We start from the raw sequence: 22614 nt of genomic DNA, 5'->3' as shown, positions 1-22614 counted from the left end.
GTTGACACTGTCCAGAGCGATTGCTCTCGTCGCGGAAATTATACGAACGGGAGGAAAGACATGTCGTTCAGGAAGATTCTTCGCTCTGGCATCGCGCTCACTGCCTTGGCTATCGGTAGCACTGCCTACGCACAGCAAGACGAAGTGGCGCCGGTGGAAGACGTCATTGTCGTCACGGGGACCAATATCCAGGGCGCCAGAATCAACGAGGCTCTGCCGGTCACGGTTTTGGGAGAGAGAGACATCGCGGCCATTGGCGGAGTCGACGGTGAAGACCTGATCCGCGCCTTGCCGGCACAAGGCAGCGTCCAGTTCCGGACCGACAATAATACGACCAACAACAATGCTCGGGGCGACGTTGCATCGATCAACCTGCGCTCGATCGGATCTAGCGGGACGCTGGTCCTGCTCAATGGTCGCCGGGTGGTTAATCATCCGTCGACCCAGGCGGAGCTCTCAACGCCCGTCACGACGACGAACGTGAATGCTCTGCCGGTCGCCGGCATTTCACGCGTGGAAGTGCTCAATGACGGCGCTTCCGCGATTTACGGCACCGATGCCGTCGCTGGCGTCTTCAACACCATTCTCGATGACGATTTTGAAGGCTTCTATGCCCGCGGTCGCACCCTGTTCGCCACAGGCAATGATCTTAGTGAGCAGACCCTGACCATCAAGGCCGGCGAGAATTTCAATGACGGTCGGACCAACCTGTCCATCTCGGCCGAGTTCTCGCGCCGCAATGGTCTGTTCGCCTCGGAAACCGACCGCGCCGCCAGCGAGGATTTGCGGCCCTTTCTGATCGGAACGAGCTTCGAGGGCGATGCCTCCTTCGATAACCGGGCCACCCAAACACCATGGGGTCAGTGGACACTCGACACTACCTCCAGCAATCGCGTCCGCCAGAACGGTACCACGCTGACATCCGCATCTGGCGTTTTCCACTTCCAGCCGGCCAGTTTCAGTGGATGCCGGGCCGACACGGCCGGCGCACTGTCTGTGGCCGACCTGTGTATCGATGATGGCAGCCAGGATCGGGATCTGCGCTATGATGGGGCGACCGGGCGTTCAATCATTTCCGACCGTGACAGGTTCAACGGCTTTGCCTTCCTGAATCACGATCTGAACAATGGCGTCCGGCTGTATGCCGAGCTCGGCTTCTACTACGCTGAAACCCAGTCGACCAATGAGCCGCGGAACGGTATCGGCGCGACTAATATTTCTGTTCCCGCGAACTACTACTACAACCCGTTCGGCCCGGTGAACTTCTCTGACGGAACGCCGAACCCCAACCGCCTTCCCGGTCTGACCAATGTGCCGGCAGCAGGCCTGCCAGTGTTCACCGATGCTGGCCGCTACCGGTTTGTTGATGTCGGCTTCCGCGATATTGAAGTCGTTAACACGCAATGGCGTGCGCTGGGTGGTGCTCGCGGCGAGTTCGCCAATGGCTGGGATTGGGACAGCGCGCTGCTCTATAATCGGTCCTACGCCGAAGACACGGTGAATAACTCCATTTCGCGGACCCTGTTCCAGCAGGCGCTCTTCAACGAGACGCCGAACGTTTACAACATCTTCAATGGCGGCAACCCGGCCAACCCGTCTGTCGGTGATGCCACGCCCAACGCTCGGGCGCTGATTGAGCCCTTTCTGGTCGATGTGGTTCGTGAAAGCACGGCGGAACTCGCCTTGGTCGACTTCAAGGTCAGTAATGGCGATGTGTTCACACTGCCCGGTGGCGGTGTGGGCATCGCAGCCGGTGTCGAGGCGCGCTATGAGGCCTATGAAGAGGATCGTGACGACCGTGTGGACGGCACCATCACATTCACCGATCAGGTGACGGGTGAAGTCAGCGAGACGGACGTGTACGGCACCAGTCCAACGCCTGATTCCAGCGGATCACGCGATGTACTCGGCGCTTTCGTCGAGGCGTCCATTCCGCTGGTCAGCCCGGACATGAATGTCCCGCTGGTCAACACATTCGACGTGCAGGTCGCGGCTCGTATCGAGGATTATTCCGACTTCGGCGACAGCGGCATCAAGCCGCGGGTTGCCGCCGCCTGGCGCCCGTTCGAGGGCCTGATGTTCCGCGGGGCTTATTCCGAGGGCTTCCGGGCACCGAATCTGATCGTCATCAATGAAGGTGTCGACCGCTCCAACTCCCGCGAGGACAGCTACTTCTGTGAAGCCGGTGTGCGCAATGGCACGTTCGCGACCTTCGCGGATTGTACCGGCTATTCCGAAGGCCGAACCGAGCGCCGGTCGGTCGCTGACGGTATTGGCGCGGAGGACGATACCAACATCACCTTTGGTGTCGTGTTCGAGCCGCGCGGCCTGAGCGGTCCGCTCCGCTTCCTGAACGCGTTGACGGTGACCGTGGATCGCTGGGAAATCCAGCGCGAGGGTGTTGTCGGTGTGTTCGGTGCCGAGAACCATATCAGCCTCGACTACCTGCTGCGACTACAGGGTTCGTCCAACCCCAATGTGGTGCGTGACGCGCCAAACGCGGATGAAATCAGCTTCTTCACCGCAGCGGGTCTCGATCCGGTCGGGGATATCCTCTTCATTCGAGACACCTATGACAACAATGAAGAGATTGAGGTGTCGGGTCTGGACTACGGCATCTACTATGATCTGGAAGATACCCGGTTCGGCGACTTCAATCTGAAGGTGAACGCGTCCTACCTAGAGACCTACTTCATCGCCCTGTCGCCGGGCGCCCAGCAGATCCGGGATGCTGTGGACAGCGGCCTCATCGCTGACGAGATCACGGTCTCGCAGGAAGGCGACATCATCCTGCAGGATGGCCAGCCGGAATGGCGCGTGGGTGCCAGCCTGTCTTGGGCGCACCCGAGCGGTTGGGGCGGCGGGATCCGTGCCGATTATACCGGCGAGTTCATCGACACCGGTGCCGGTCTGAATCCGAATGGTGATCCTTTCATCGTCGAAGCCTGGACCCAGACCAATGCGTATATGGAGTATGAGTTCGACCGGCATGGTCCGCTCAATGACTTGCGCATCCGGGTCGGCGCCAACAACATCTTTGACGAAGAACCACCGCTTGCGGACGAAACCAATGGCTATGATGCCGCGTATCACAGCATCCGTGGCCGTCAGGTCTACTTCGACGTTCGCAAGAACTTCTAGTCCAATGGATCGGGGAGCGCCGCCCTCGGGCGGCGCTCTGCCGCTGACGTCATGCTGAAGACCCTCTTCGTACTTATTCTGGCCGCGTGCTTGCTTTCCGGTTCGGCAGTCGCCCTGACCGGCGACGGACAAACAGGGCAATTCTCTTTCTCATCGGCGGCGGGCCCCGGTCTGAATGTGCATTATTTCGAGCCGGGTCCGGATCGCATGGATCTCGCGCCTGTTGTCATCGTCCTGCACGGCGTCAATCGCAATGCGGACGAGTACCGTGATAACTGGATCGCACTTGCGCGGGATTATGGGCTTCGGGTCTACGTGCCGGAGTTCTCGGCCCAGGATTTTCCCGGTTCCAGATTGTTCAATCTGGGCGGTGTCGGGACCGACGGTCCCTACGCCTACTCATACATCGAGCCCCTGTTCCGCGCTATTGCCGCTCGCGGCGGACAGGCGGACGGCTATCACCTTTTCGGCCACTCGGCGGGCGCGCAATTCGTCCATCGCGCTGTTCTGTTCGAAGAATTGCCGAACCTTGTCCGGGCCTATGCGGCGAATGCTGGCTGGTACACCTTGCCCGACCGCACGCTCGCCTGGCCGTATGGATTGCTGGATGTACCGCTCGAAAACGCGGCGATTGTCGGCTGGGTCGAAACGCCGCTCGTGGTAATGCTGGGCGATGCCGATACCGATCCGGATGATCGCAATCTGCGCCGTACGCCGGAGGCTGACGCCCAAGGTTTGCACCGCTTCGCGCGAGGGCTCTACTTTCACCGTGCCGGGCGGGACGCTGCAGAGGCATTGGGTGCCAACTTCGCCTGGACAAGCGTAGTCGTGCCGCGCGTGGCTCATGACAATGCGGGCATGGCCCGAAGTGCCGCTGCCCTGATCGCCAATGCCACCATGGCAGAGTAACTGTTTTCGGCGCGGCTCGCGGCCGAGGGGCTTCGCATCCGTGCCGTTATGGACTGCCGATTGCCGACCTCAATCCCGAAGGCCGACCTGATGACCACACACGACTATTCCGGACCTGCATCCTACCAACGTATCGGCTTGGTTCTGGGCCCTGTGCTCGCCGCGCTCCTTGCTTTCACGTTTTCGCCCGAGGGTTTGCCAAGAGAGGGCGTGCTGGTCGCCGCTATTGGCCTGTGGATGGCCATCTGGTGGGCCACCGAGGCCATTCCCGTTGCTATGACGGCATTCTTGCCGCTGGTTGCTCTGCCGCTTTTGGGTGTGGTGCCTATGTCCAGTATCGCGGCACCCTATGCCCACCCGATCATCTATCTGTTCTTCGGTGGCTTCGTGGTGGCACTGGCGATCGAGCGGTGTGGCCTGCACCGGCGTATCGCCCTTTTGGTCTTTTCACTGGCCGGTGCGGATGCGCGCGGGCTGGTTGCCGGATTTATGGGATCTGCAGCCTTTGTGAGCATGTGGATTTCAAACACGTCGACAACTTTGATGCTGCTCCCGATCGCGATGTCCGTGGTCACGGTGATCCGTGAAACCATGCCCACATTGCAGACGCGACAAAGCGAGAATTTCGGAATCTCACTCTTGCTGGGGCTTGCCTACGGCTCAACACTGGGCGGTCTCGCCACCCTCGTCGGAACACCGCCGAATGCTTTCATGGCCGGCTTCATGGCGGACAATTACGGGGTCGAAATCGACTTTGCCCGATGGATGCTGGTTGGTCTGCCAGTGTCCCTGATCATGCTGCCCATCGCCTGGTTCGTGCTGACGCGTTTCATTTACCCGATCGACTTCAAGGCCTCGGACGAAGCGGTGCGCCACATCCGGAGCATGCGCTCGGGCCTTGGCGAGATGAGCAAAGCGGAGCTGCGGACGGCACTGCTGTTCGCCTTCCTGGTCGGCGGCTGGCTGTCGCGAGGCTGGTTGAATGACTTGCCATTTGTGGGGGAGGTCACGGACACCGGCGTGGCGATGGCGGCCGCTGTGGCAGCCTTTCTCATTCCATCGGGTCAGAAGGGTGAAACCCTTATGACCTGGGATGCAGTAACGAAACTGCCTTGGGGCGTCTTGGTCCTGTTCGGCGGCGGCTTGGCTCTGGCCTCGGCCGTTACAGCATCGGGTCTGGCTCTGTGGCTCGGGCAGCAATTGGTGGGCGTTGGTACCATCAATGCCGTTCTGTTGATTGTGGTGGCGACCGCGCTGGTGATCTTCATCACAGAACTAACCAGCAACCTGGCCACGACGGCGACCTTCCTGCCGGTGATCGCGGCCATCGGCGTCGAGACCGGGCAGGACCCTCTGGTCTACGTCATTCCCGTCACACTGGCCGCCAGCTGCGCCTTCATGCTGCCAGTGGCGACCCCGCCGAATGCGGTCGTGTTCAGTTCCGGGCTTGTAGCCATTCCAGCCATGGCGCGCGTTGGTCTGGTACTCAATATCATCGCCGTGGCCGTTTTGAGCATGGTATCGCTCTTTATCGCGCCTCGTGTATTCTGACCTGGACCAGGATCGAAACCATGCGACTTCCGCGTATCGGGTGAGGCTTGGCCTGCGCTTGCAGGGTATGTCCTCATGCTGTGGCGGTATGCTCCGGCTTATGAATGGCCGAGACCGAGCAGATTTTGTCTGCCTGAGCCGCCACATTTTTTCCTGAATTTTCAAGATTAAATTGAACGGCTCGCCCCAGCGGAATCCCCTCGCGTTCGAGTGCTCTCCGTGCGCACAAGCCGGGCGTTTCAGCGAAGCCGGTACGTTAAGTTTCGCCTGCCCCTGACCAGACTTTCGAGCTGATCGAGGCGGGGCGATTTCCCTGCATACTCAATATCGAGCAGGGCCTGGAGTGAGGTCGCCCGTTATTCGGGTGTTTGTTGGGCTTGGTAGCTCGATAGTTTATACCTAAAATAACCTCGCATCAGGGTGGAGCGGTGTGCGATGAAGATTGCCTGTTTGGGCGGGGGGCCAGCCGGTCTCTATTTCGCGATCTCAATGAAGCTGCGCGATCCGGATTGTCGGGTCGACGTCTATGAACGCAATCGACCCGGTGACACTTTCGGTTGGGGCGTGGTCTTTTCCGATCAGACGATGGAGAATCTCCAAGGCAATGACCCGGTCAGCGCCAAGTCCATCGGGGACAATCTGGCGCACTGGGACAATATCGACGTGCATTTCCGGGGCGAGGTCGAGACGTCAAGCGGCCACGGCTTCTGCGGTATCGGACGCAAACATCTGCTGAATATCCTGCAGGATCGGGCGCGGGACCTCGGTGTCGGCCTCCATTTCGAATGTGAGGTGGACGCGGGCCTCGAGCGCTATGCCGATGCTGACATGATTGTGGCTTCGGACGGTTTGAACTCGAAAATTCGCGCCGCCTATGCCGACCATTTCAAGCCCGATATCGATGTGCGCCGGAACAAGTTCATCTGGCTGGGCACGCACAAGGTTTTCGACGCCTTCACCTTCATCTTCACCGAGACCGAGCATGGCTGGGTCTGGGCTCACGCCTACAAGTTCGATGATGGCACCTCGACCTTTATCGTCGAGTGCGCGCCCGAGACCTGGGACGCACTGGGCTTCGCCAAAATGGATCAGACCGAGACCTGTCGGGCCTGCGAGGCCTTGTTCTCGGCCTGGCTGGATGACGAGCCCCTTATGTCCAATGCGCGGCACCTGCGCGGTTCGGCCTGGCTGAATTTCCCGCGCGTGCTGTGTGAGACCTGGGTTCACGACAAGCTCGTCCTTCTGGGCGACGCCGCCCACACGGCGCATTTCTCGATCGGATCGGGCACCAAGCTGGCCTTTGAGGACGCGATCATGCTGGCGGATGTCCTGACCAGTGCCGACAAGCCGGTCGCCGAGGGGCTGTTGGACTATCAGGAGGCGCGCAAGGTCGAGGTGCTCAAACTGCAAAGCGCCGCGCGCAATTCAACCGAATGGTTCGAAAATCTGGAGCGCTATACCGGTTTTTCGCCCAAGCAGTTTGCCTACTCCCTGCTGACCCGATCGCAGCGCATCAGTCACGAAAATCTGCGACTTCGCGATGCGGCCTGGCTGTCTGGGGTCGAGTCCTGGTTCTTAGGCAGTGGCGACAGAGGGGCGGCGCGGCCGCCCATGTTCGCGCCATTCACGCTCCGGGACATGCATTTGGCGAACCGCATCGTCGTCTCGCCGATGTGCATGTACTCGGCGGTTGAGGGTATGCCCGGCGCGTTTCATCGCGTCCATTACGGTGCTCGCTGTCTGGGTGGGGCGGGTCTGGTCTATACCGAAATGACCGATGTCAGTGCCGATGCCCGGATCACACCGGGATGTGCCGGCCTTTACACGGACGCGCATGTCGCGGCCTGGCGCGAAATCACGGATTTCGCGCATGGGCAGTCGCGTGCCCGCATGGCGATCCAGCTTTCCCATGCTGGCCGCAAAGGCTCCACCAAGCTGGGCTGGGATGGCTATGATGTGCCGCTGGAGAGCGGCAACTGGCCAATCTATGGCCCGTCTCCCATTCCCTGGGATGACGGCAATCAGATCCCGATCGAGATGGACCGGGAAGATATGGACCGGATCTGTGCCGATTTCGTCCGCGCAACCGAGCGCGCGTTGGAAGCCGGGTTCGACATGGTCGAGTTGCACTGCGCTCACGGCTATCTCCTGTCCTCCTTCATCACGCCGATCTCCAATCATCGCACCGACGCCTATGGCGGATCATTGGAGAACCGCCTGCGCTACCCGCTCGAAGTTTTTACCGCGATGCGTGAGGTCTGGCCTGACGAGAAGCCCATGGCTGTCCGCATCTCGGCAACTGACTGGGTGGCGGGTCAGGGCATTGAGGCGGATGAGAGTGTGCAGGTCGCCCAGGCCTTCATGGCCGCCGGCGCTGATTTGATCGATGTGTCGGCAGGTCAGACCACACCGCACGCGCGTCCGGTCTACGGCCGCATGTTCCAGACGCCTTACTCCGATCAGATCCGCAATACGCTCGGCTGTGCCACAATGGCCGTCGGCAATATCTACGAGCCGGATCATGTGAATTCGATCCTGGCTGCCGGTCGGGCAGACCTCGTCGCCCTCGCCCGCCCGCATCTGCTCGACCCCAACTGGACGCTCCGCGCCGCTGCGGAGCTGGCTGATCGGGGCGTCGCGGTCCCGCGCCAATACCTGGCCGGGTTTGACCAATTATCGCGCAATCTGCAGCGCGCTCAGCAAATGGAGGAGCGCGCATGAGCAAGCTCACCGGAAAACGGGCTGTCATCACCGGCGGTGGCACCGGGATTGGCCTGGCCTGTGCCAGCCGTCTCGATGTCGAGGGGATCGAGACCCTGCTCATGGGGCGCGACCTCGAGCGTCTGGAAGCCGCGGCCGGGACGCTGGAGCGGGCCCGTGCCATCCGTTGCGATGTTACGGATGATGCGAGTGTCGAGGCGGCGTTCAAGGCCAGCGGGCCGATCGATATTCTGATCAATAATGCCGGCATCGCCGCCGCGTGCGCCTTCACCAAGACCTCAATGGACGATTGGCGCCAGATCCAGGCCGTGAATGTGGAAGGCTTGGTGCGCTGTACTCAAGCCGTGCTCGGTTCGATGATCCGGGCGGACTATGCCCGAATTATCAATATCGCCTCTATCGCGGGCCTGCGCGGCGGGGCCTATGTCGCCCCCTATGTCGCGTCCAAGCATGCCGTTGTCGGACTGACGAAGTCGCTGTCGCTGGAATACGCGCAAACAAACCTGACCGTGAACGCGGTCTGCCCCGGCTTTGTCGAGACGCAGATTGTCGAGGATGCGATCGCCAATATCATGGCCAAGACCGGTCGCACGCGGGACCAGGCGCTGGCTGAGCTGGCCAAGGAGAACCCGCAAGGTCGCCTGATCCAGCCCGTCGAGGTTGCCGAGGCGGTCGCCTGGTTGTGCTCGCCGCATTCAGGGTCAGTCTCCGGCCAGGCAATCACCATATCCGGAGGGGCGATCTGAAATGAGATCAGGCGCCGACAAGACGCAGGAGGATGACCGGCAGGCGGTCAAGCTGTGGCTGCGCCTCTATCGCCCGGTCTCCCTGATTGAGCGCGAGCTGCGAAGCCGTTTCCAGCGCGAATTCGGGGTCAGCCTGTCGCGCTTTGATGCGCTTTCGGCGCTCGACCGCGCGCCAGATGGTCTGCTCATGGGCGAACTGTCCGACCGGCTTCTGGTGACCAATGGCAATGTCACGGGCTTGATAAGCCGCATGCTGGCAGACGGGCTGGTGACGCGCGAAGCGCAGCCGCAGGACCGCCGCAGTTTTCGTGTCGCGCTGACCGACGAAGGCCGGGCCACCTTTTCCCGCATGGCACAGGCACATGCCGGGTGGCTGACAGAATTGCTGGCTGACCTCCCACCGGCCAGCGCGACGTCGCTCGCCCGTCATTCCGAAGCCCTGCTCCGCAGTCTCCAAGTCGAAACGAACGGATAGATCATGCTTGATCCCAACACGCTCCAGCCTGAACATTTTCTTTGGTCATTCGAGGACGGTGTCGCCACAATCACGTTGAACCGCCCGGATCGCAAGAATCCTCTGACCTTCGAAAGTTATGCCGAGCTGCGCGACCTTTTCCGCGACCTTGTCTATGCCAGGTCCGTCCAGTCCGTAATCGTCACGGGTGCGGGCGGAAACTTCTGTTCCGGTGGTGACGTCCACGACATCATCGGCCCGCTGGTCAAGAAAGACATGGCCGGCCTGCTCGATTTCACGCGGATGACCGGCGATCTGGTCAAGGCGATGCGCGATTGTCCGCAGCCGGTGATCGCCGCGGTGGACGGGGTCTGTGTCGGTGCAGGTGCGATCATGGCGATGGCATCTGACCTGCGCGTGGCGACACCCGCGGCCAAGACCGCTTTTCTCTTCAATCGTGTCGGACTCGCCGGCTGCGATATGGGTGCCTGCGCCATCCTCCCACGGCTGATCGGCCAGGGCCGTGCGAGCGAGCTTCTTTTCTTCGGGCGTTCCATGTCGGCCGAGGAGGGCGAGCGCTGGGGCTTCTACAACTCCATCGTCGAGGCGGACGCCCTGATGGAAACGGCGCAGGCCTGGGCTAGGCGGATCGCGAGCGGGCCGAATTTCGCCAATGCCATGACCAAGAACCAGCTCAATACCGAATGGGATATGGGCCTGCATACCGCCATCGAGTCGGAAGCCCAGGCCCAGGCGATCTGCATGCAGACCCGCGACTTCGAGCGCGCCTATGAAGCTTTCGTCGCGCGCGAAAAGCCCGTCTTCGAGGGGGATTGAATGTCCGATACCAGCTATCTGGCCTGGCCCTTTTTTGACGATTATCATCGCGCCCTCGCCGCGCAATTGTCCGATTGGGCGAAAACGCGATTTGGCGAGACAGGCTTTTCCGAACATGCCGATATCGATGCGGATTGTGCCGAGATTCGCGCCGCGCTGGGTGAGGCCGGTTTGACCCGTCAGGTCGTTCCGTCGGCCTATGGTGGCGCGCAGGAGTCACTGGATGTCCGCTCGCTCTGCCTTGTCCGCGAGCACCTGGCTTACCGCTCCGGTCTCGCCGATTTCGTGTTCGCCATGCAGGGCCTGGGGTCCGGGGCCATATCGCTGTTCGGGACGTCCGCACAGAAACAGGCCTGGCTGCCAGGTGTGGCCTCGGGTGAGCTGTGCGCGGCCTTTGCTTTGACCGAACCCGAGGCCGGCTCAGACGTCGCAGCGATCACGACTGAGGCGCGCCTTGATAGCGGCCATTACGTCATCGAGGGCGAGAAGACCTTCATCTCCAATGGCGGAATCGCCGACTTCTACGTCGTTTTCGCGCGCACGGGCGAGGCCGATGGCGCGCGCGGCCTGAGTGCCATCATCGTGCCGGCAAATACGCCGGGTCTCGTCATCGCCGAGCGTATCGAGACCATGGCGCCGCATCCGCTGGCCTGCTTGCGGTTCGAGAATTGCCGGGTCCCGGTGGACCATCGTCTGGGTGAGGGCGGGGCCGGTTTCAGGATCGCCATGTCGACGCTGGACGTCTTCCGCTCGACCGTCGGCGCGGCGGCGCTGGGCTTTGCCCGGCGTGCACTGGACGAGGCCACAGCGCGCGCGCGCGGGCGCGAGCTCTTCGGCGCTCCACTGGCAGATCTTCCGGGGGTCCAGACGCAATTGGCCGAGATGGCGGTCGATATCGACGCGGCGGCGCTGCTGATCTATCGCGCGGCCTGGACCAAGGATGGTGGTGCCGCCCGCGTCACCCGCGAAGCGGCCATGGCCAAGCTCTATGCAACCGAGGCGGCCCAGAAGGCGATCGACGCCGCGGTCCAGATATTCGGCGGGCTGGGCGTGACCAAGGGTAATGTCGCCGAGGCGCTCTACCGGGAAATCCGGGCCTTGCGCATCTATGAGGGCGCGTCGGAAGTCCAGAAGCTTGTAATAGCACGCTCGCATCTGGCGGAGGCCGGGGCATGAGTTTTGATCGCTCCCGCCGCGTGCGCTTTGCCGATGTCGATCCGGCCGGGATCGTTTTCTATCCGCGCTATTTCGAGATGATCAACGGAATGATCGAGGACTGGTTCGACGACGGTCTGGGCTATGGCTTCGATGCCATGATCGTCAAAGGGCCGCATGGCGTTCCGCTGGCCCACATGGAAGCCGAGTTCAAGGCGCCCAGTCGCCTTGATGATACGCTCGATTTCTCGCTGGTCGTGCGCGAGCTCGGGCGGTCCTCGATAAAGCTGACCCTGACCGCCCGGTGCGGTGACGAAGTTCGCATGATCGCCCGCCCGACCCTGGTTTTCATTGATGGACCGGCCAACAAGCCGATCGCCATCCCGCCAGCCTTGCGTGAGCGGATGCAGGCATTTGAGGAGACCGTCTGATGCAGATTTTGCAACCGCCCGGCTGGCCGCGCCCCAAGGGTTATTCCAACGGAGTTCTCGCGGAAGGGCGCACAGTCCACGTTGCCGGTCAGATTGGCTGGGACGCGAGCGGTGAGATCGTCTCGGACGACTTTGCGGCGCAATTCCGCCAGGTGATCGACAATACGCTGGCAGTCTTGGCTGAGGCCGGAGCCGGGCCGGAGCATGTTGTTCGAATGACCGGCTATGTGACGGGGCGCGATGAATACCTGGCTGCCGGCCGCGAGCTTGGCGAAATCTGGAAACAGAGGATGGGGCGGAATTACCCGGCCATGGCCTTTGTCATCGTGCAAGGCCTGATCGAGCCGCGTGCCAAGGTCGAGATCGAAACGACTGCCGTGCTGCCGCGCTGAATCGGCATCACCGGACCCGGGCCGGTCCGGCCAAGAATGAGCGTCAAACGCGTCGGGGAGGACGTGATGACATTACAGACGTCTGGCCATGTGGATGGCTTTACACGTGATCGTCTGCCATCGCGCGAGCAATGGCCGGATTTTCGCTTCGAGGCTGCGGATCTTGACTATCCGGCGCGCCTCAATTGCGGCGCTGAGCTGCTGGACGGCGCTGTCGCGAAGGGCTGGGGGGATCGGGTTGCGGTCTATAGTCCCGACCGGACGCTGACCTATGCCGAACTGCTCGAGGAAGCGAACCGACTGGCTCATTACCTTGTCGATGATCTGGGCATTGTTCCGGGCAATCGGGTCCTGTTGCACGGGCCGAACGGGATCGACCTGATGCTGGCCTGGTACGCGGTCTTGAAGGCCGGGGCGGTTGCCGTGACTACCATGCCGATGCTGCGCGCTCTCGAATTGGGCAAGGTGATTGACAAGGGCCAGGTCGCCTTTGCCTTGTGTGATCCCGCCCTCCTCGATCCGGTCCGCGAGGCGGCGAGTGCCCATCCTGTCCTAAAGCGGATCGAATGCTGGGGAGCGGGCGGGGCGTTGGCGATCGCGATGGCGGGCAAGCCGGCGACATTCACCAATGCTGACACCTCGCGGGACGATATCGCGCTGCTGGCCTTCACCTCGGGAACAACCGGCCACCCGAAGGCCTGCGCACACTTCCATTCCAGCGTCCTGGCCATGGCCGACACATTCGGTCGGCACACGCTCGCGCCCGAGTCGGACGAAATCTATGCCGGCACACCGCCCTTCGCCTTCACTTTCGGCCTCGGCGCCTTTGTGGTCTTTCCGGCGCGCTCCGGCATTGCTGTTGCCTTGGCGGATAGACCCGGGTTTGAAGCCCTGTGCGAGACCGTGGAGCGCTATGGCGTCACCACGCTTTTCACGGCCCCCATGGGTTATCGGGCCTTGATGGGTTTGTGGGGCAATTATGACATGGGGTCGGTTCACAAGGCAGTTTCGGCCGGTGAATCCCTGCCCAAGGCGACCTCTGATGCGGTCTTGGAAAAGACCGGCATACGACTGATCGACGGGATCGGGGCGACAGAGATGATCCATATTTTCATCTCGGCGTCAGGCAGTGAAATCCGGCCCGGCGCAACCGGACTGCCGGTTCCAGGCTACGAAGCCCGAGTCATCAATGAGCAGGGGCAGGACATGCCCTGCGGTGAGGTCGGTCGGCTCGCAGTGCGAGGGCCGACCGGCTGTCTCTACCTCGATGATCCGCGCCAGGCAGATTATGTCATCGATGGCTGGAATATCACAGGGGATCTGTATCGCCGTGATGAGGATGGCTATTTCTGGTATTTCTCCCGGGCCGATGATCTCATCGTCGCGGCCGGCTATAATATTGCCGGACCCGAAGTGGAGCAGGCGTTGTTGACCCATGAAGCGGTGGCTGAGTGCGCCGTGGTGGGCGCGCCGGATGAAGAGCGAGGCACGATCGTGAAGGCGTTCGTCGTGCTCAAGCCGGATCATGACGGCGACGCCGCCATGATCGAGGCGCTTCAAGCTCATGTGAAAGCCGAGATCGCGCCTTACAAATATCCCAGGGCGGTCGAATTTCTGGATGCATTGCCGAAAACCCAGACCGGGAAAGTTCAGCGATACCGCTTGCGATAGACGTTTTCGCTTGGCGTCGCGCTGCGCTCGCGCGTGGTGGATTGCTTGTGGTGGTGTCGAGATGCCGGTACATCTCGCGCGACACATCGCTCTGGGGGCGGTGAGCGATTTTCGGGAGGTGTCTGTGCGCGTCGGATATGTTTTGGGTGCATTCGTGTGTCTGGCTGGGAGCGCTCTGGCGCAAGACGCGGAGGACCGCACGGTCGCCGGTGAAGTGACAGAGGCCGCACCGCGCGCCGTCACCGAGATCTCCCTGGAGGCCGGTCAGCTTGTCACCCTGTCGACCGCCTCGGCGGATCGCCTCGATACTGTCCTTGAGCTCTTTGGGCCTGATGGACGTGCTGTCGCTGAAAACGATGACCGCGCCCCTGGCGATCTGACATCGCAGATCATCTATGTTGCCGCGACCAGCGGTGATTACTCCGCAGTCGTAACAGGTTATGGCGGTGCAACCGGCGCGTTCGAGCTGACCATCGCCGACGGCCTTGATTTCGGTCTCACCAGTGAAGCTGACATCATGGCGGAAGAGCGGGTTTCGCTCGACGCCAGTCGCCGCGAAGCCAGCTATCCGGTCAGCCTCTCGAGCGACGACATCCTTGTTGTCACCACCTACGCGCTGACCGAAGGGCTCGACACGACGCTGGCCCTGCTGGACGGCAGTGGAGAGGTGATCGCCCAGAATGACGACCGCGGTGATGGCAGCCTGAACTCGCAACTGGTCTATCAAGCGGAAGAGACCAGCGATTTCCGGGTTGTCGTGAGCACCTATGGTGGCGATGGATCGGGCGATCTCATGCTCTCCATTGCGACAGACCCGAATGCTGAAGTGCCGTTCGATTTCGACTCGATCGAGCGGGATGTGTTCGCCGAGCAAACGGGTTCGATTGGTGGCCGAGTCACCGAATTCGATTATCCGCTCGAGCTGGAAGCCGGCCAGACCGTGATGGTTCTGGCCGAAGCGCTCAACGGTGACCTCGACACCGTGCTGCGCCTGGTTGGTGAAGACGGTTTCCCGGTCGCGCTCAATGATGATCGGGGTGATGGATCGCTGAACTCCGCGATTGCCTTCACGGCGCCGGCCGATGGCAGCTACACCTTGGAACTGAGACGCTATCGCAGTGGCGAGAGCAGTGGCGATTACCGTCTCGAACTGTCTTTCGTGGACGGGACTGTCGTCGACACCCTGCAGGAATTGCTGGAGAACCGAGTCGCGCTGAGTGGGCCGGAACTGGTCCTTGAGACCGAAGATTTCCGCGTTCACTACACGCTTGAAGGCGTCGACGCTTCATCCACGGAGTACGCTGAATCGGTCGGTGTCACCCTGCAAGCCATGCTCGATGAGCAAGTGTCGCGCATCGGTTGGGCGGAACCGGTTCGTGACGATGACGGGCGCTATACGGCCTATGTCGCTGACGCGGATGGATCGATGGGCGTGACCTATCCGGTTCAAATCGTCTTTGACAATGTGCACACGGGTGACGTTCGCGAGACGTCGGCGGCGCGGACCGTCTTTGTGGTCGACAATGATTTTGTCGGCATGGGCAAGACGGCGCCGGTACACAGCCTGATGCGCGCCACAGCGACGCATGAATTCAATCATGTCATCCAGTTTGGCTATGATTCCGAAGAGGGGCTTGACTGGCTCTATGAGGCGACCGCCTCCTGGACGGAGACCACGACCGTCGGCAGCGACCAGGATGCCACCGACTATGTCGCCACAGATTACGGTTCGCCGGAAGTCTGCTGGACAACAAGCCAGGACGGGTTTGACTACGCCCAATGGACCTTGCTGCAATCGATTGCCGACAGCTATGGCGAGCGTCTCATCGTGGAGATGTGGGAAAACAGTGTCACGCTGGACGGGTTTGAGACCATGTCGGCCCCGCTCGAGCGGGTCGGCACGACCATTCCGGAGGTGATCCAGCGGTGGCGGGCCCAGAATTACGCCATGGCTTACGATCTGGCCCCGATGTTCACCGATACCGTGAATATCCAGCACACCCTGAACAGCGAGCGAGGCTGGATGTCCAAGGGCGGGTTGGAGCAGCTGGGCGCAAACTATATCGCCCTCGAGCTGAACGGGCGTTATGACTTCGGGTTGAGCGGCGATGACGGTCTGGAGCTGATCGCCCTGGGGCATCGCGACGGCGTGGTCGATGTGACTCCGCTGGGGCGTCGCGGCACGGTTGATACGACCGGCTATGACCATTCCGCCCTGATGGTCTTCCGTCGCACCATGCCGGAAGCGCCGGGCGTGTGTTCGGGCACGGGCTATTCGCTCGACGTTGCGCCGTCCACATCAACGCCGCCGCAACCGGCCTACCAATTCGACGCACCGCATTTCACGGCGCCGGGCTGAGTTATCCGGAGCGCGCTTCGGCCGCTGCCAGGTCATCGGCGGAATTGATATTGAAAAAAGCGCCCGGGTCGTCGAATTTGACGGTCCGGGCGTTGGCGTCCCGGGCCAACTGACCCAGGGCCAGGCCTTGCCCGGCCGGGTGGCGCGCGAGCTGCGCGACCAGTTCGTCCTGTGTCCAGGCCGAGAAGGCCGGCTGCAGCCGGCCGCCCGCGTGGGCGACGGCTGGCAGCGATCCCGCGCACAGACGCTCGACCAGATCCAGCGGCAGGAAGGGTGCGTCCACCGGGACCGCAATCACAATGCTCGCTGGGTGATCGGCGAGGTATTGCGCGGCGGCAAAAAGCCCGGCCGCAGGTCCGGCGGGACCGACGGGCCCATCGGTCAGAACCTTCATTTCGCTTCCATAGTCAGCGCGCCCTGAGATCAGGACCTGATCGACCTGCGGTGTCAGACGTTCGGCGACGTGCTCGATCAGGTGACGCCCTTTCAGTTGGGCCAATGCCTTGTCAGCGCCGCCCATGCGTCGGGCCTGGCCGCCGGCGAGGATGAGTCCGAAGCGTGTCATGTCACGCGCACGAAGCGCCCCTTGCTGCGGGCATAGAGCGTGATGCGCGCTTCCCGGGCCTTTCGGATCGCAAAGGCGGTGGGCGCGGACAGCGTCGCGATGGCCGGCAGTCCGGCGCGCGCGGCTTTCTCGACCAGCTCATAGGAGCAACGACTGGACATGACGACGAAGCCCTTCGAGGCGTCGCGTTCGTCACGGGCCAGGGCGCCGATCAGCTTGTCGAGGGCATTGTGCCGCCCGACATCTTCGCGGGAGGTCAGGAGTTTCCCGTCGGCATCCGCCCAGGCCGCGGCATGAACCGAGCGGGTTCGGGCATTGAGGGGCTGCCAGTCCGGCAGGGCGGCCATGGCGGTGGCGAGCGCGACCAGGCTGATCTCGATCGCCCGGTCAGCGATGGGCGGCAACGGTGCTGTCAGACTTTCAGCGTTTTCCAGACCGCAGAGGCCGCATCCCGCCCGACCGGGCAAGTTGCGGCGGCGCTGGATGAGGTCGAAGCGCTCCAGTCGCTCCGCATTCAGCGTGATGTGCAGATCCGTCCCGCTCTCCTGACTGACGATCTCGATGGCCTCGATTTCGCCGGCGTTGTGGATAATGCCCTCGGCGAGCGAGAATCCGATCGCGAAATCGCCAAGATTATCGGGTGTTGCCAGCATGACGGCGTAGTTGCGCCGGTTATACACGAGGGCCACAGGGACCTCTTCGGGCACGGCCCACGCGGCACCATCGGCCAGCACGATGTCTCTCGCCACGGCTGCGGCAACGCCCTGCTCTTTAACGCAAGGTCGGTTACTCGGCCGGTTCGACACGATCATCTCGCTGGATCTGCCGGCTTGGTCCCGCTTGCTCGGCATGGGCTTCCTGCCAGGCGGAGCGATGATTGGCCGGGCCCACCTCAACCGCTGTCACCTTGTATTCCGGGCAGCTGGTTGCCCAATCCGAATTCTCGGTCGTAATGACATTGGCGCCGGTCTCGGGATGGTGGAAGGTTGTATAGACCACACCCGGCGCCATGCGTTCGGAGAGGCGGGCCCGCACCGTGATCTCACCCTTGCGGGAGCGGACGGAGACCCATTGTCCGTCCTGGATGCCACGTGTTTCCGCGTCGCTGGGATGCAGCTCCAGCACATCCTCGTCATGCCAGCGCGAATTCTCGGTGCGCCGCGATTGGGCGCCGACATTGTACTGGCTGAGGATGCGGCCCGTGGTCAGGATGAGCGGGAATTTGCGATTGGTGCGCTCGGTCGTCGGCACGAACTCGGTGACCACGAAATTGCCTTTGCCGCGCACGAAACCGTCGACATGCATGATGGGCGTGCCCTGCGGCGCTTGTTCATTGCACGGCCATTGTACGCTGCCCTCCTGGTCGAGGCGCGCATGGGTCACCCCCGCGAATGTCGGCGTGAGGGCCGCGATCTCATCCATGATCTCCGAGCTCGAGGTGAAAGGCTTCACCGAATAGCCCATCGCCTCTGTCAGTGCCTGCGTGGCCGCCCACTCATCCATACCTGTCTTGTTGCGGATCGCCGGGCGGACCCGGTTGATGCGACGCTCGGCATTGATGAAGCAGCCATCTTTCTCGAGGAAGGAGGTGCCGGGCAGGAAGACATGGGCGAAGCGCGCGGTCTCATTCAGGAAGAGGTCCTGGACAATGAGAATGTCGAGCGCCTTAAGCGCCGCTTCGACATGCTGGGTATTGGGATCGGACTGGGCGATATCCTCGCCCTGGACGTAGAGTCCGCGGAAATTTCCGGCACAGGCCTCGTCGAACATGTTGGGAATGCGCAGGCCCGGCACGGCGTCCTGCTTGTGTTCCCAGGCCGCTTCGAACATGGCGCGGGTGCCGTCATCGCTGACATGGCGATAGCCGGGGAATTCATGCGGGAATGAGCCCATATCGCAGGAGCCCTGGACATTGTTTTGCCCGCGCAGCGGGTTCACGCCAACGCCGCGACGGCCGATATTGCCGGTTGCCATGGCGAGATTGGCCATGCCCATGACCATGGTCGAACCCTGGCTGTGTTCAGTAACGCCCAACCCGTAATAGATCGCCGCGTTGCCGCCGCTGGCATAGAGGCGCGCCGCCGCCCGGATGTCCTCCGCCGGTACACCTGTGATCGCCGCGGCACTTTCTGGAGAGTTGGCTTCATCCTTGATGAAGGCGAGCCAGTCGTCGAAGGAATCCGTCTCACAGCGTTCGGCAATAAAGCGCCCATCCAGCAGGTCTTCGACGGCCGCGACATGCGCGAACGCGTTGACCAGCGCGACATTGGTGCCCGGCTGCAGGGCCAGGTGATGGGCCGCTTCGACATGCGGGGTGCGCACCAGATCGATGGCACGCGGATCGGCCACGATCAACTTGGCGCCAGCGCGCAGGCGCCGCTTCATTTGCGAGGCGAATACCGGATGCGCATCGGTCGGATTGGCGCCGATGAGCAGGATCACATCCGCCTCTTCGACGCTGTCGAAATCCTGGGTGCCGGCGGAGGTGCCATAGGTCTGTTTCAGGCCATAGCCGGTGGGCGAATGGCAGACCCGGGCACAGGTGTCGATATTATTGTTGGAGAAGGCGGTGCGGACCATTTTCTGGACCAGCCAGACCTCCTCGATCGTGCAGCGCGAGGACGAGATGGCTCCGATTGATTTGCGACCATGTTCGGCCTGGGTTGCTTTGAGCCGGTCTGCCGCGAAGCCGATCGCCTCATCCCAGCTGACCTCGCGCCAGGGCTGATCGATTGTGTCGCGGATCATGGGCGTTGTGATGCGGTCTGCGTGGGAGGCATAGCCCCAGGCAAAGCGGCCTTTCACGCAGGAATGGCCGTGATTGGCCTTGCCATCCTTGTCCGGCACCATGCGGATGACCTGGTCGCCCTTTAGCTCGGCCTTGAAGGAACAGCCGACACCGCAATAGGCGCAAGTCGTCCTCACCGACCGGTCGGGCACGCCGTGCTCGACGACCGCCTTCTCCTGGAGTGTTGCAGTGGGACACGCCTGGACGCAGGCCCCGCAGGAGACGCATTCGGAATTGAAGAAGTCCGGCCCGCCGACCGAGATATGGGAGTCAAAGCCGCGGCCTTCGACGGTCAGGGCCAGTGTGCCCTGGACCTCGTCACAGGCGCGCACGCAGCGTGAACAGACAATGCATTTGGAGGGTTCGAAGTCGAAATAGGGGTTGGAAACATCCTTCGCCTGACCGCCGTGATTTTCGCCAGCGAAACCGTAGCGGACATCGCGCAGGCCGACGGCGCCAGCCATGTCCTGAAGCTCGCAATCGCCATTATCCGAACAGGTCAGGCAGTCGAGCGGGTGGTCGGAAATATAGAGTTCCATCACGCCGCGACGCAGGCGTGCCAGACGGTCGGATTGGGTTGTGACCTTCATCCCGGGCTCGACCGGCGTGGTGCAGGAGGCCGGCGTGCCACGCTTGCCGTCGATCTCGACCAGGCAGAGGCGGCAGGACCCATAGGCTTTCAGATTGTCAGTCGCGCAGAGTTTGGGGATTTGCGTGCCCAGCGACATAGCCGCGCGCATGATGCTGGTGCCCTCGGGGACCGTGACCTGGAAGCCGTCGATCTCGAGCGTCGCGGTTCTCTCGCTCGCAGCCGGCGCCGGGGTTCCGAAATCGATCTCCTTGACCAGGGGCATGGCGGGGTCCTACTCGGCAGCCAGACGGGTGAAGTCTTCGGGAAAACGCTCAATCGCACTGCGCACCGGCATGGGCGTCAGGCCTCCCATCGCGCACAGCGAGCCATCAGTCATCAGCTCACATAAATCCTGAAGGAGATCGAGATTGGCCTCGATTTCGTCGCCGGCGATGATTTTGTCCAGCGTCTCCCGGCCGCGTGTCGCTCCGACGCGGCAGGGGGTGCATTTGCCGCAGGATTCGATGGCACAAAACTCCATTGCAAAGCGAGCCTGGCGCGCCATGTCGACGCTGTCATTGAACACAACGATGCCGCCATGCCCCAGCATGCCGCCGATCTCTGCCAGCGCTTCGTAATCCATGGCCACATCTAGGTCGGATTCTCCCAGATAGGCACCGAGCGGGCCGCCCACCTGGACGGCACGGAGCGGACGACCCGACCGTGTGCCGCCACCAAAATCCTCAATCAGGCTCCGTAGCGAGACGCCAAAAGCGAGCTCGACCAGGGCGCCTTGTGCGACATCGCCAGCCAGCTGGAAGGCCTGGGTGCCGCGCGACCGGCCGGTGCCGAAGTCGCGATAGGCCTCGCCGCCATGTTCGAGAATCCAGGGCACACTGCCCAAGGTCAGCACATTATTGACGATCGTCGGTTGGCCGAACAGGCCGGATATCGCCGGTATGGGCGGTTTGGCCCGGACCTCGCCCCGCTTGCCTTCCAGGCTGTTGAGCATCGAGGATTCTTCGCCGCAAATATAGGCGCCGGCCCCCGTGCGGACTTCGATATCGAAATCGGCGCCGTCGATCAGCTCGCGGAAATGCCCGGCCTCACGCCAGAGTGTGATCGCCTGTTTGAGTATGCGGATGGCGTCGGGATATTCCGAGCGCAGATAGACCAAGCCATGCCGCGCACCAATGGCGCGCGCAGCAATGCTCATGCCTTCGATCAGCGTGAAAGGGTCACCCTCCATCAGCAGGCGGTCGGCATAGGTCCCGCTATCGCCCTCATCGGCGTTGCAGCACAGATATTTGCGCTCGCCCTGGGCCTTGCGGGCTGTCTCCCATTTGATCCCGGCGGGGAAGCCGGCGCCGCCGCGCCCACGCAGGCCGGATGTCTTGACCTGCTCAATGATCGCACCGGGTGTGAGTGCGCGGGCCGCCTGAAGACCTTTCAGCCCGTCATTGTCTGCGTAGGCATCGAGGTCCAGCGGACCTGCCAGCCCGCAACGTGCGAAGATCAAACGTTGCTGACGGGCGAGTTGCGGAATTTCCTCTACCGGCCCAAGGGCGAGCCTGTGGCCGCTGGCTGGAAAACCAGCGCCTACCAACCCGGCGACATCCTCCGGTGTGACCGGCCCGAAGCCCAGCCGCCTGCCATCGCGCTCGACTTCGACCAACGGCTCAAGCCAGAACAGGCCGCGTGAGCCATTGCGTACGATCTCGCGGGTTCCCGGCAGGGCCTCAGAGAGCCTTTCGGCGACCTGGTCGGCGCCGACCGAGCGCGCAGCCGAGTCGCCGGGAACAAAGACGCGATCGGCAGGTTTGCTCATTCTGCGGTTCCTGACAGGGCGCCGCTGGCGGTCAATTCCGCGATCAATGCGTCCGGATCAAGCCGGCCGATCGGGCGCTCGTCCAGAAGTGCGGCGGGGCCGAGCGCGCAATTGCCGAGGCAATAGACAGAGCGGATTGCAATGGCATTGTTCGTGCCGCCGAGAGCGGCCTCGAGTCGGCGGGCCACCGCTTCACCGCCGGCCGCCTGACAGGCCTCGGCGCGGCAGAGTTTGAGCGTGTGGCGAGCGCCGGGCTGACGGTCAAAATCATGGTAGAAGCTGACCACCCCCAGAACTTCCGCGCGACTCAGATTGAGTGCGTCAGCGATTGTGGCAATGGCGGCGTCAGAGACGAAGCCGGTGGTGCGTTGAATGTCGTGCAGAACTTCGATCAGCGCGTCAGGCCGGTGCGCCTGGCGTGCGCATGCGGCACGGGCGGTCGCGTCATCGATCGTATCGATCAATATGGGCATGGTCTGACGCCAGTCTCCCCGA

At 62.3% G+C, this 22614-nt stretch carries 17 protein-coding genes; 12 read left to right on the top strand and 5 right to left on the bottom strand.

What is annotated here, in order from left to right; all coding sequences use genetic code 11:
• Positions 1–60: 60 nt before the first annotated feature.
• The 12 genes from Q0X62_RS03800 (at position 61) to Q0X62_RS03745 (ending at position 16367) form a co-directional block, all read left to right on the top strand.
• The gene (locus tag Q0X62_RS03800; protein WP_297731845.1) at positions 61–3141 is read left to right on the top strand and encodes a TonB-dependent receptor; all 3081 of its coding nucleotides are present in this window, start codon (positions 61–63) and stop codon (positions 3139–3141) included.
• A gap of 51 nt (positions 3142–3192) precedes the next feature.
• A complete protein-coding gene (locus tag Q0X62_RS03795) occupies positions 3193–4050 on the top strand; it encodes an alpha/beta hydrolase (protein WP_297731842.1) in 858 nt (285 codons plus the stop codon).
• A gap of 90 nt (positions 4051–4140) precedes the next feature.
• A complete protein-coding gene (locus Q0X62_RS03790) occupies positions 4141–5601 on the top strand; it encodes a DASS family sodium-coupled anion symporter (protein ID WP_297731840.1) in 1461 nt (486 codons plus the stop codon).
• Positions 5602–6036: 435 nt separating this feature from the next.
• Positions 6037–8322: a bifunctional salicylyl-CoA 5-hydroxylase/oxidoreductase gene (locus tag Q0X62_RS03785; RefSeq protein WP_297731838.1), complete on the top strand. Its 2286-nt coding sequence runs from the start codon at positions 6037–6039 to the stop codon at positions 8320–8322.
• Positions 8319–9068, top strand: coding sequence for an SDR family oxidoreductase (locus Q0X62_RS03780; RefSeq protein WP_297731835.1), 750 nt, complete (start codon positions 8319–8321; stop codon positions 9066–9068). The genes Q0X62_RS03785 and Q0X62_RS03780 overlap by 4 nt, the downstream gene beginning before the upstream one ends.
• Position 9069: 1 nt before the next feature.
• The gene (locus tag Q0X62_RS03775; protein ID WP_297731833.1) at positions 9070–9543 is read left to right on the top strand and encodes a MarR family transcriptional regulator; all 474 of its coding nucleotides are present in this window, start codon (positions 9070–9072) and stop codon (positions 9541–9543) included.
• A 3-nt stretch (positions 9544–9546) separates the two neighbouring features.
• Positions 9547–10359 carry an enoyl-CoA hydratase family protein gene (locus Q0X62_RS03770; protein WP_297731831.1) on the top strand — a complete coding sequence of 271 codons (813 nt, stop codon included), beginning with the start codon at positions 9547–9549 and terminating at the stop codon, positions 10357–10359.
• Positions 10360–11535, top strand: a complete 1176-nt coding sequence (locus Q0X62_RS03765) for an acyl-CoA dehydrogenase family protein (RefSeq protein ID WP_297731829.1) — start codon at positions 10360–10362, stop codon at positions 11533–11535. It abuts the gene before it with no gap.
• Positions 11532–11945, top strand: coding sequence for a thioesterase family protein (locus Q0X62_RS03760; RefSeq protein ID WP_297731827.1), 414 nt, complete (start codon positions 11532–11534; stop codon positions 11943–11945). Before Q0X62_RS03765 ends, Q0X62_RS03760 begins: the two co-directional genes overlap by 4 nt.
• Entirely contained in the window at positions 11945–12337 is a 393-nt protein-coding gene (locus tag Q0X62_RS03755) for a RidA family protein (RefSeq protein ID WP_297731824.1), read from the top strand. Before Q0X62_RS03760 ends, Q0X62_RS03755 begins: the two co-directional genes overlap by 1 nt.
• A gap of 66 nt (positions 12338–12403) precedes the next feature.
• On the top strand, positions 12404–14008 hold the full coding sequence (locus tag Q0X62_RS03750; RefSeq protein WP_297731822.1) for an AMP-binding protein: 1605 nt from the start codon (positions 12404–12406) through the stop codon (positions 14006–14008).
• 142 nt (positions 14009–14150) lie between these two features.
• Complete coding sequence (locus Q0X62_RS03745; RefSeq protein WP_297731820.1) at positions 14151–16367, top strand: hypothetical protein; 2217 nt, start codon at positions 14151–14153, stop codon at positions 16365–16367.
• Position 16368: 1 nt separating this feature from the next.
• Here the strand turns inward: Q0X62_RS03745 and Q0X62_RS03740 are convergent, their stop codons facing one another.
• The 5 genes from Q0X62_RS03740 to Q0X62_RS03720 are packed head-to-tail and all read right to left on the bottom strand — an operon-like array spanning position 16369 to position 22592.
• Positions 16369–16932, bottom strand: a complete 564-nt coding sequence (locus Q0X62_RS03740) for an NTP transferase domain-containing protein (protein ID WP_297731818.1) — start codon at positions 16930–16932, stop codon at positions 16369–16371.
• Positions 16929–17681, bottom strand: coding sequence for a formate dehydrogenase accessory sulfurtransferase FdhD (gene fdhD, locus Q0X62_RS03735; protein WP_297731816.1), 753 nt, complete (start codon positions 17679–17681; stop codon positions 16929–16931). Before fdhD ends, Q0X62_RS03740 begins: the two co-directional genes overlap by 4 nt.
• Before the next feature lie 37 nt (positions 17682–17718).
• The gene (fdhF, locus tag Q0X62_RS03730) at positions 17719–20574 is read right to left on the bottom strand and encodes a formate dehydrogenase subunit alpha (RefSeq protein ID WP_297731814.1); all 2856 of its coding nucleotides are present in this window, start codon (positions 20572–20574) and stop codon (positions 17719–17721) included.
• 9 nt (positions 20575–20583) lie between these two features.
• The gene (locus Q0X62_RS03725; protein ID WP_297731812.1) at positions 20584–22119 is read right to left on the bottom strand and encodes an NADH-quinone oxidoreductase subunit NuoF; all 1536 of its coding nucleotides are present in this window, start codon (positions 22117–22119) and stop codon (positions 20584–20586) included.
• On the bottom strand, positions 22116–22592 hold the full coding sequence (locus Q0X62_RS03720) for an NAD(P)H-dependent oxidoreductase subunit E (RefSeq protein WP_297731810.1): 477 nt from the start codon (positions 22590–22592) through the stop codon (positions 22116–22118). Before Q0X62_RS03720 ends, Q0X62_RS03725 begins: the two co-directional genes overlap by 4 nt.
• Between the last annotated feature and the right edge of the window lie 22 nt (positions 22593–22614).

The organism is uncultured Maricaulis sp., from assembly GCF_947259345.1.
Lineage (GTDB): Bacteria > Pseudomonadota > Alphaproteobacteria > Caulobacterales > Maricaulaceae > Maricaulis.
This window is presented reverse-complemented; position numbering and strand designations above follow the sequence as displayed.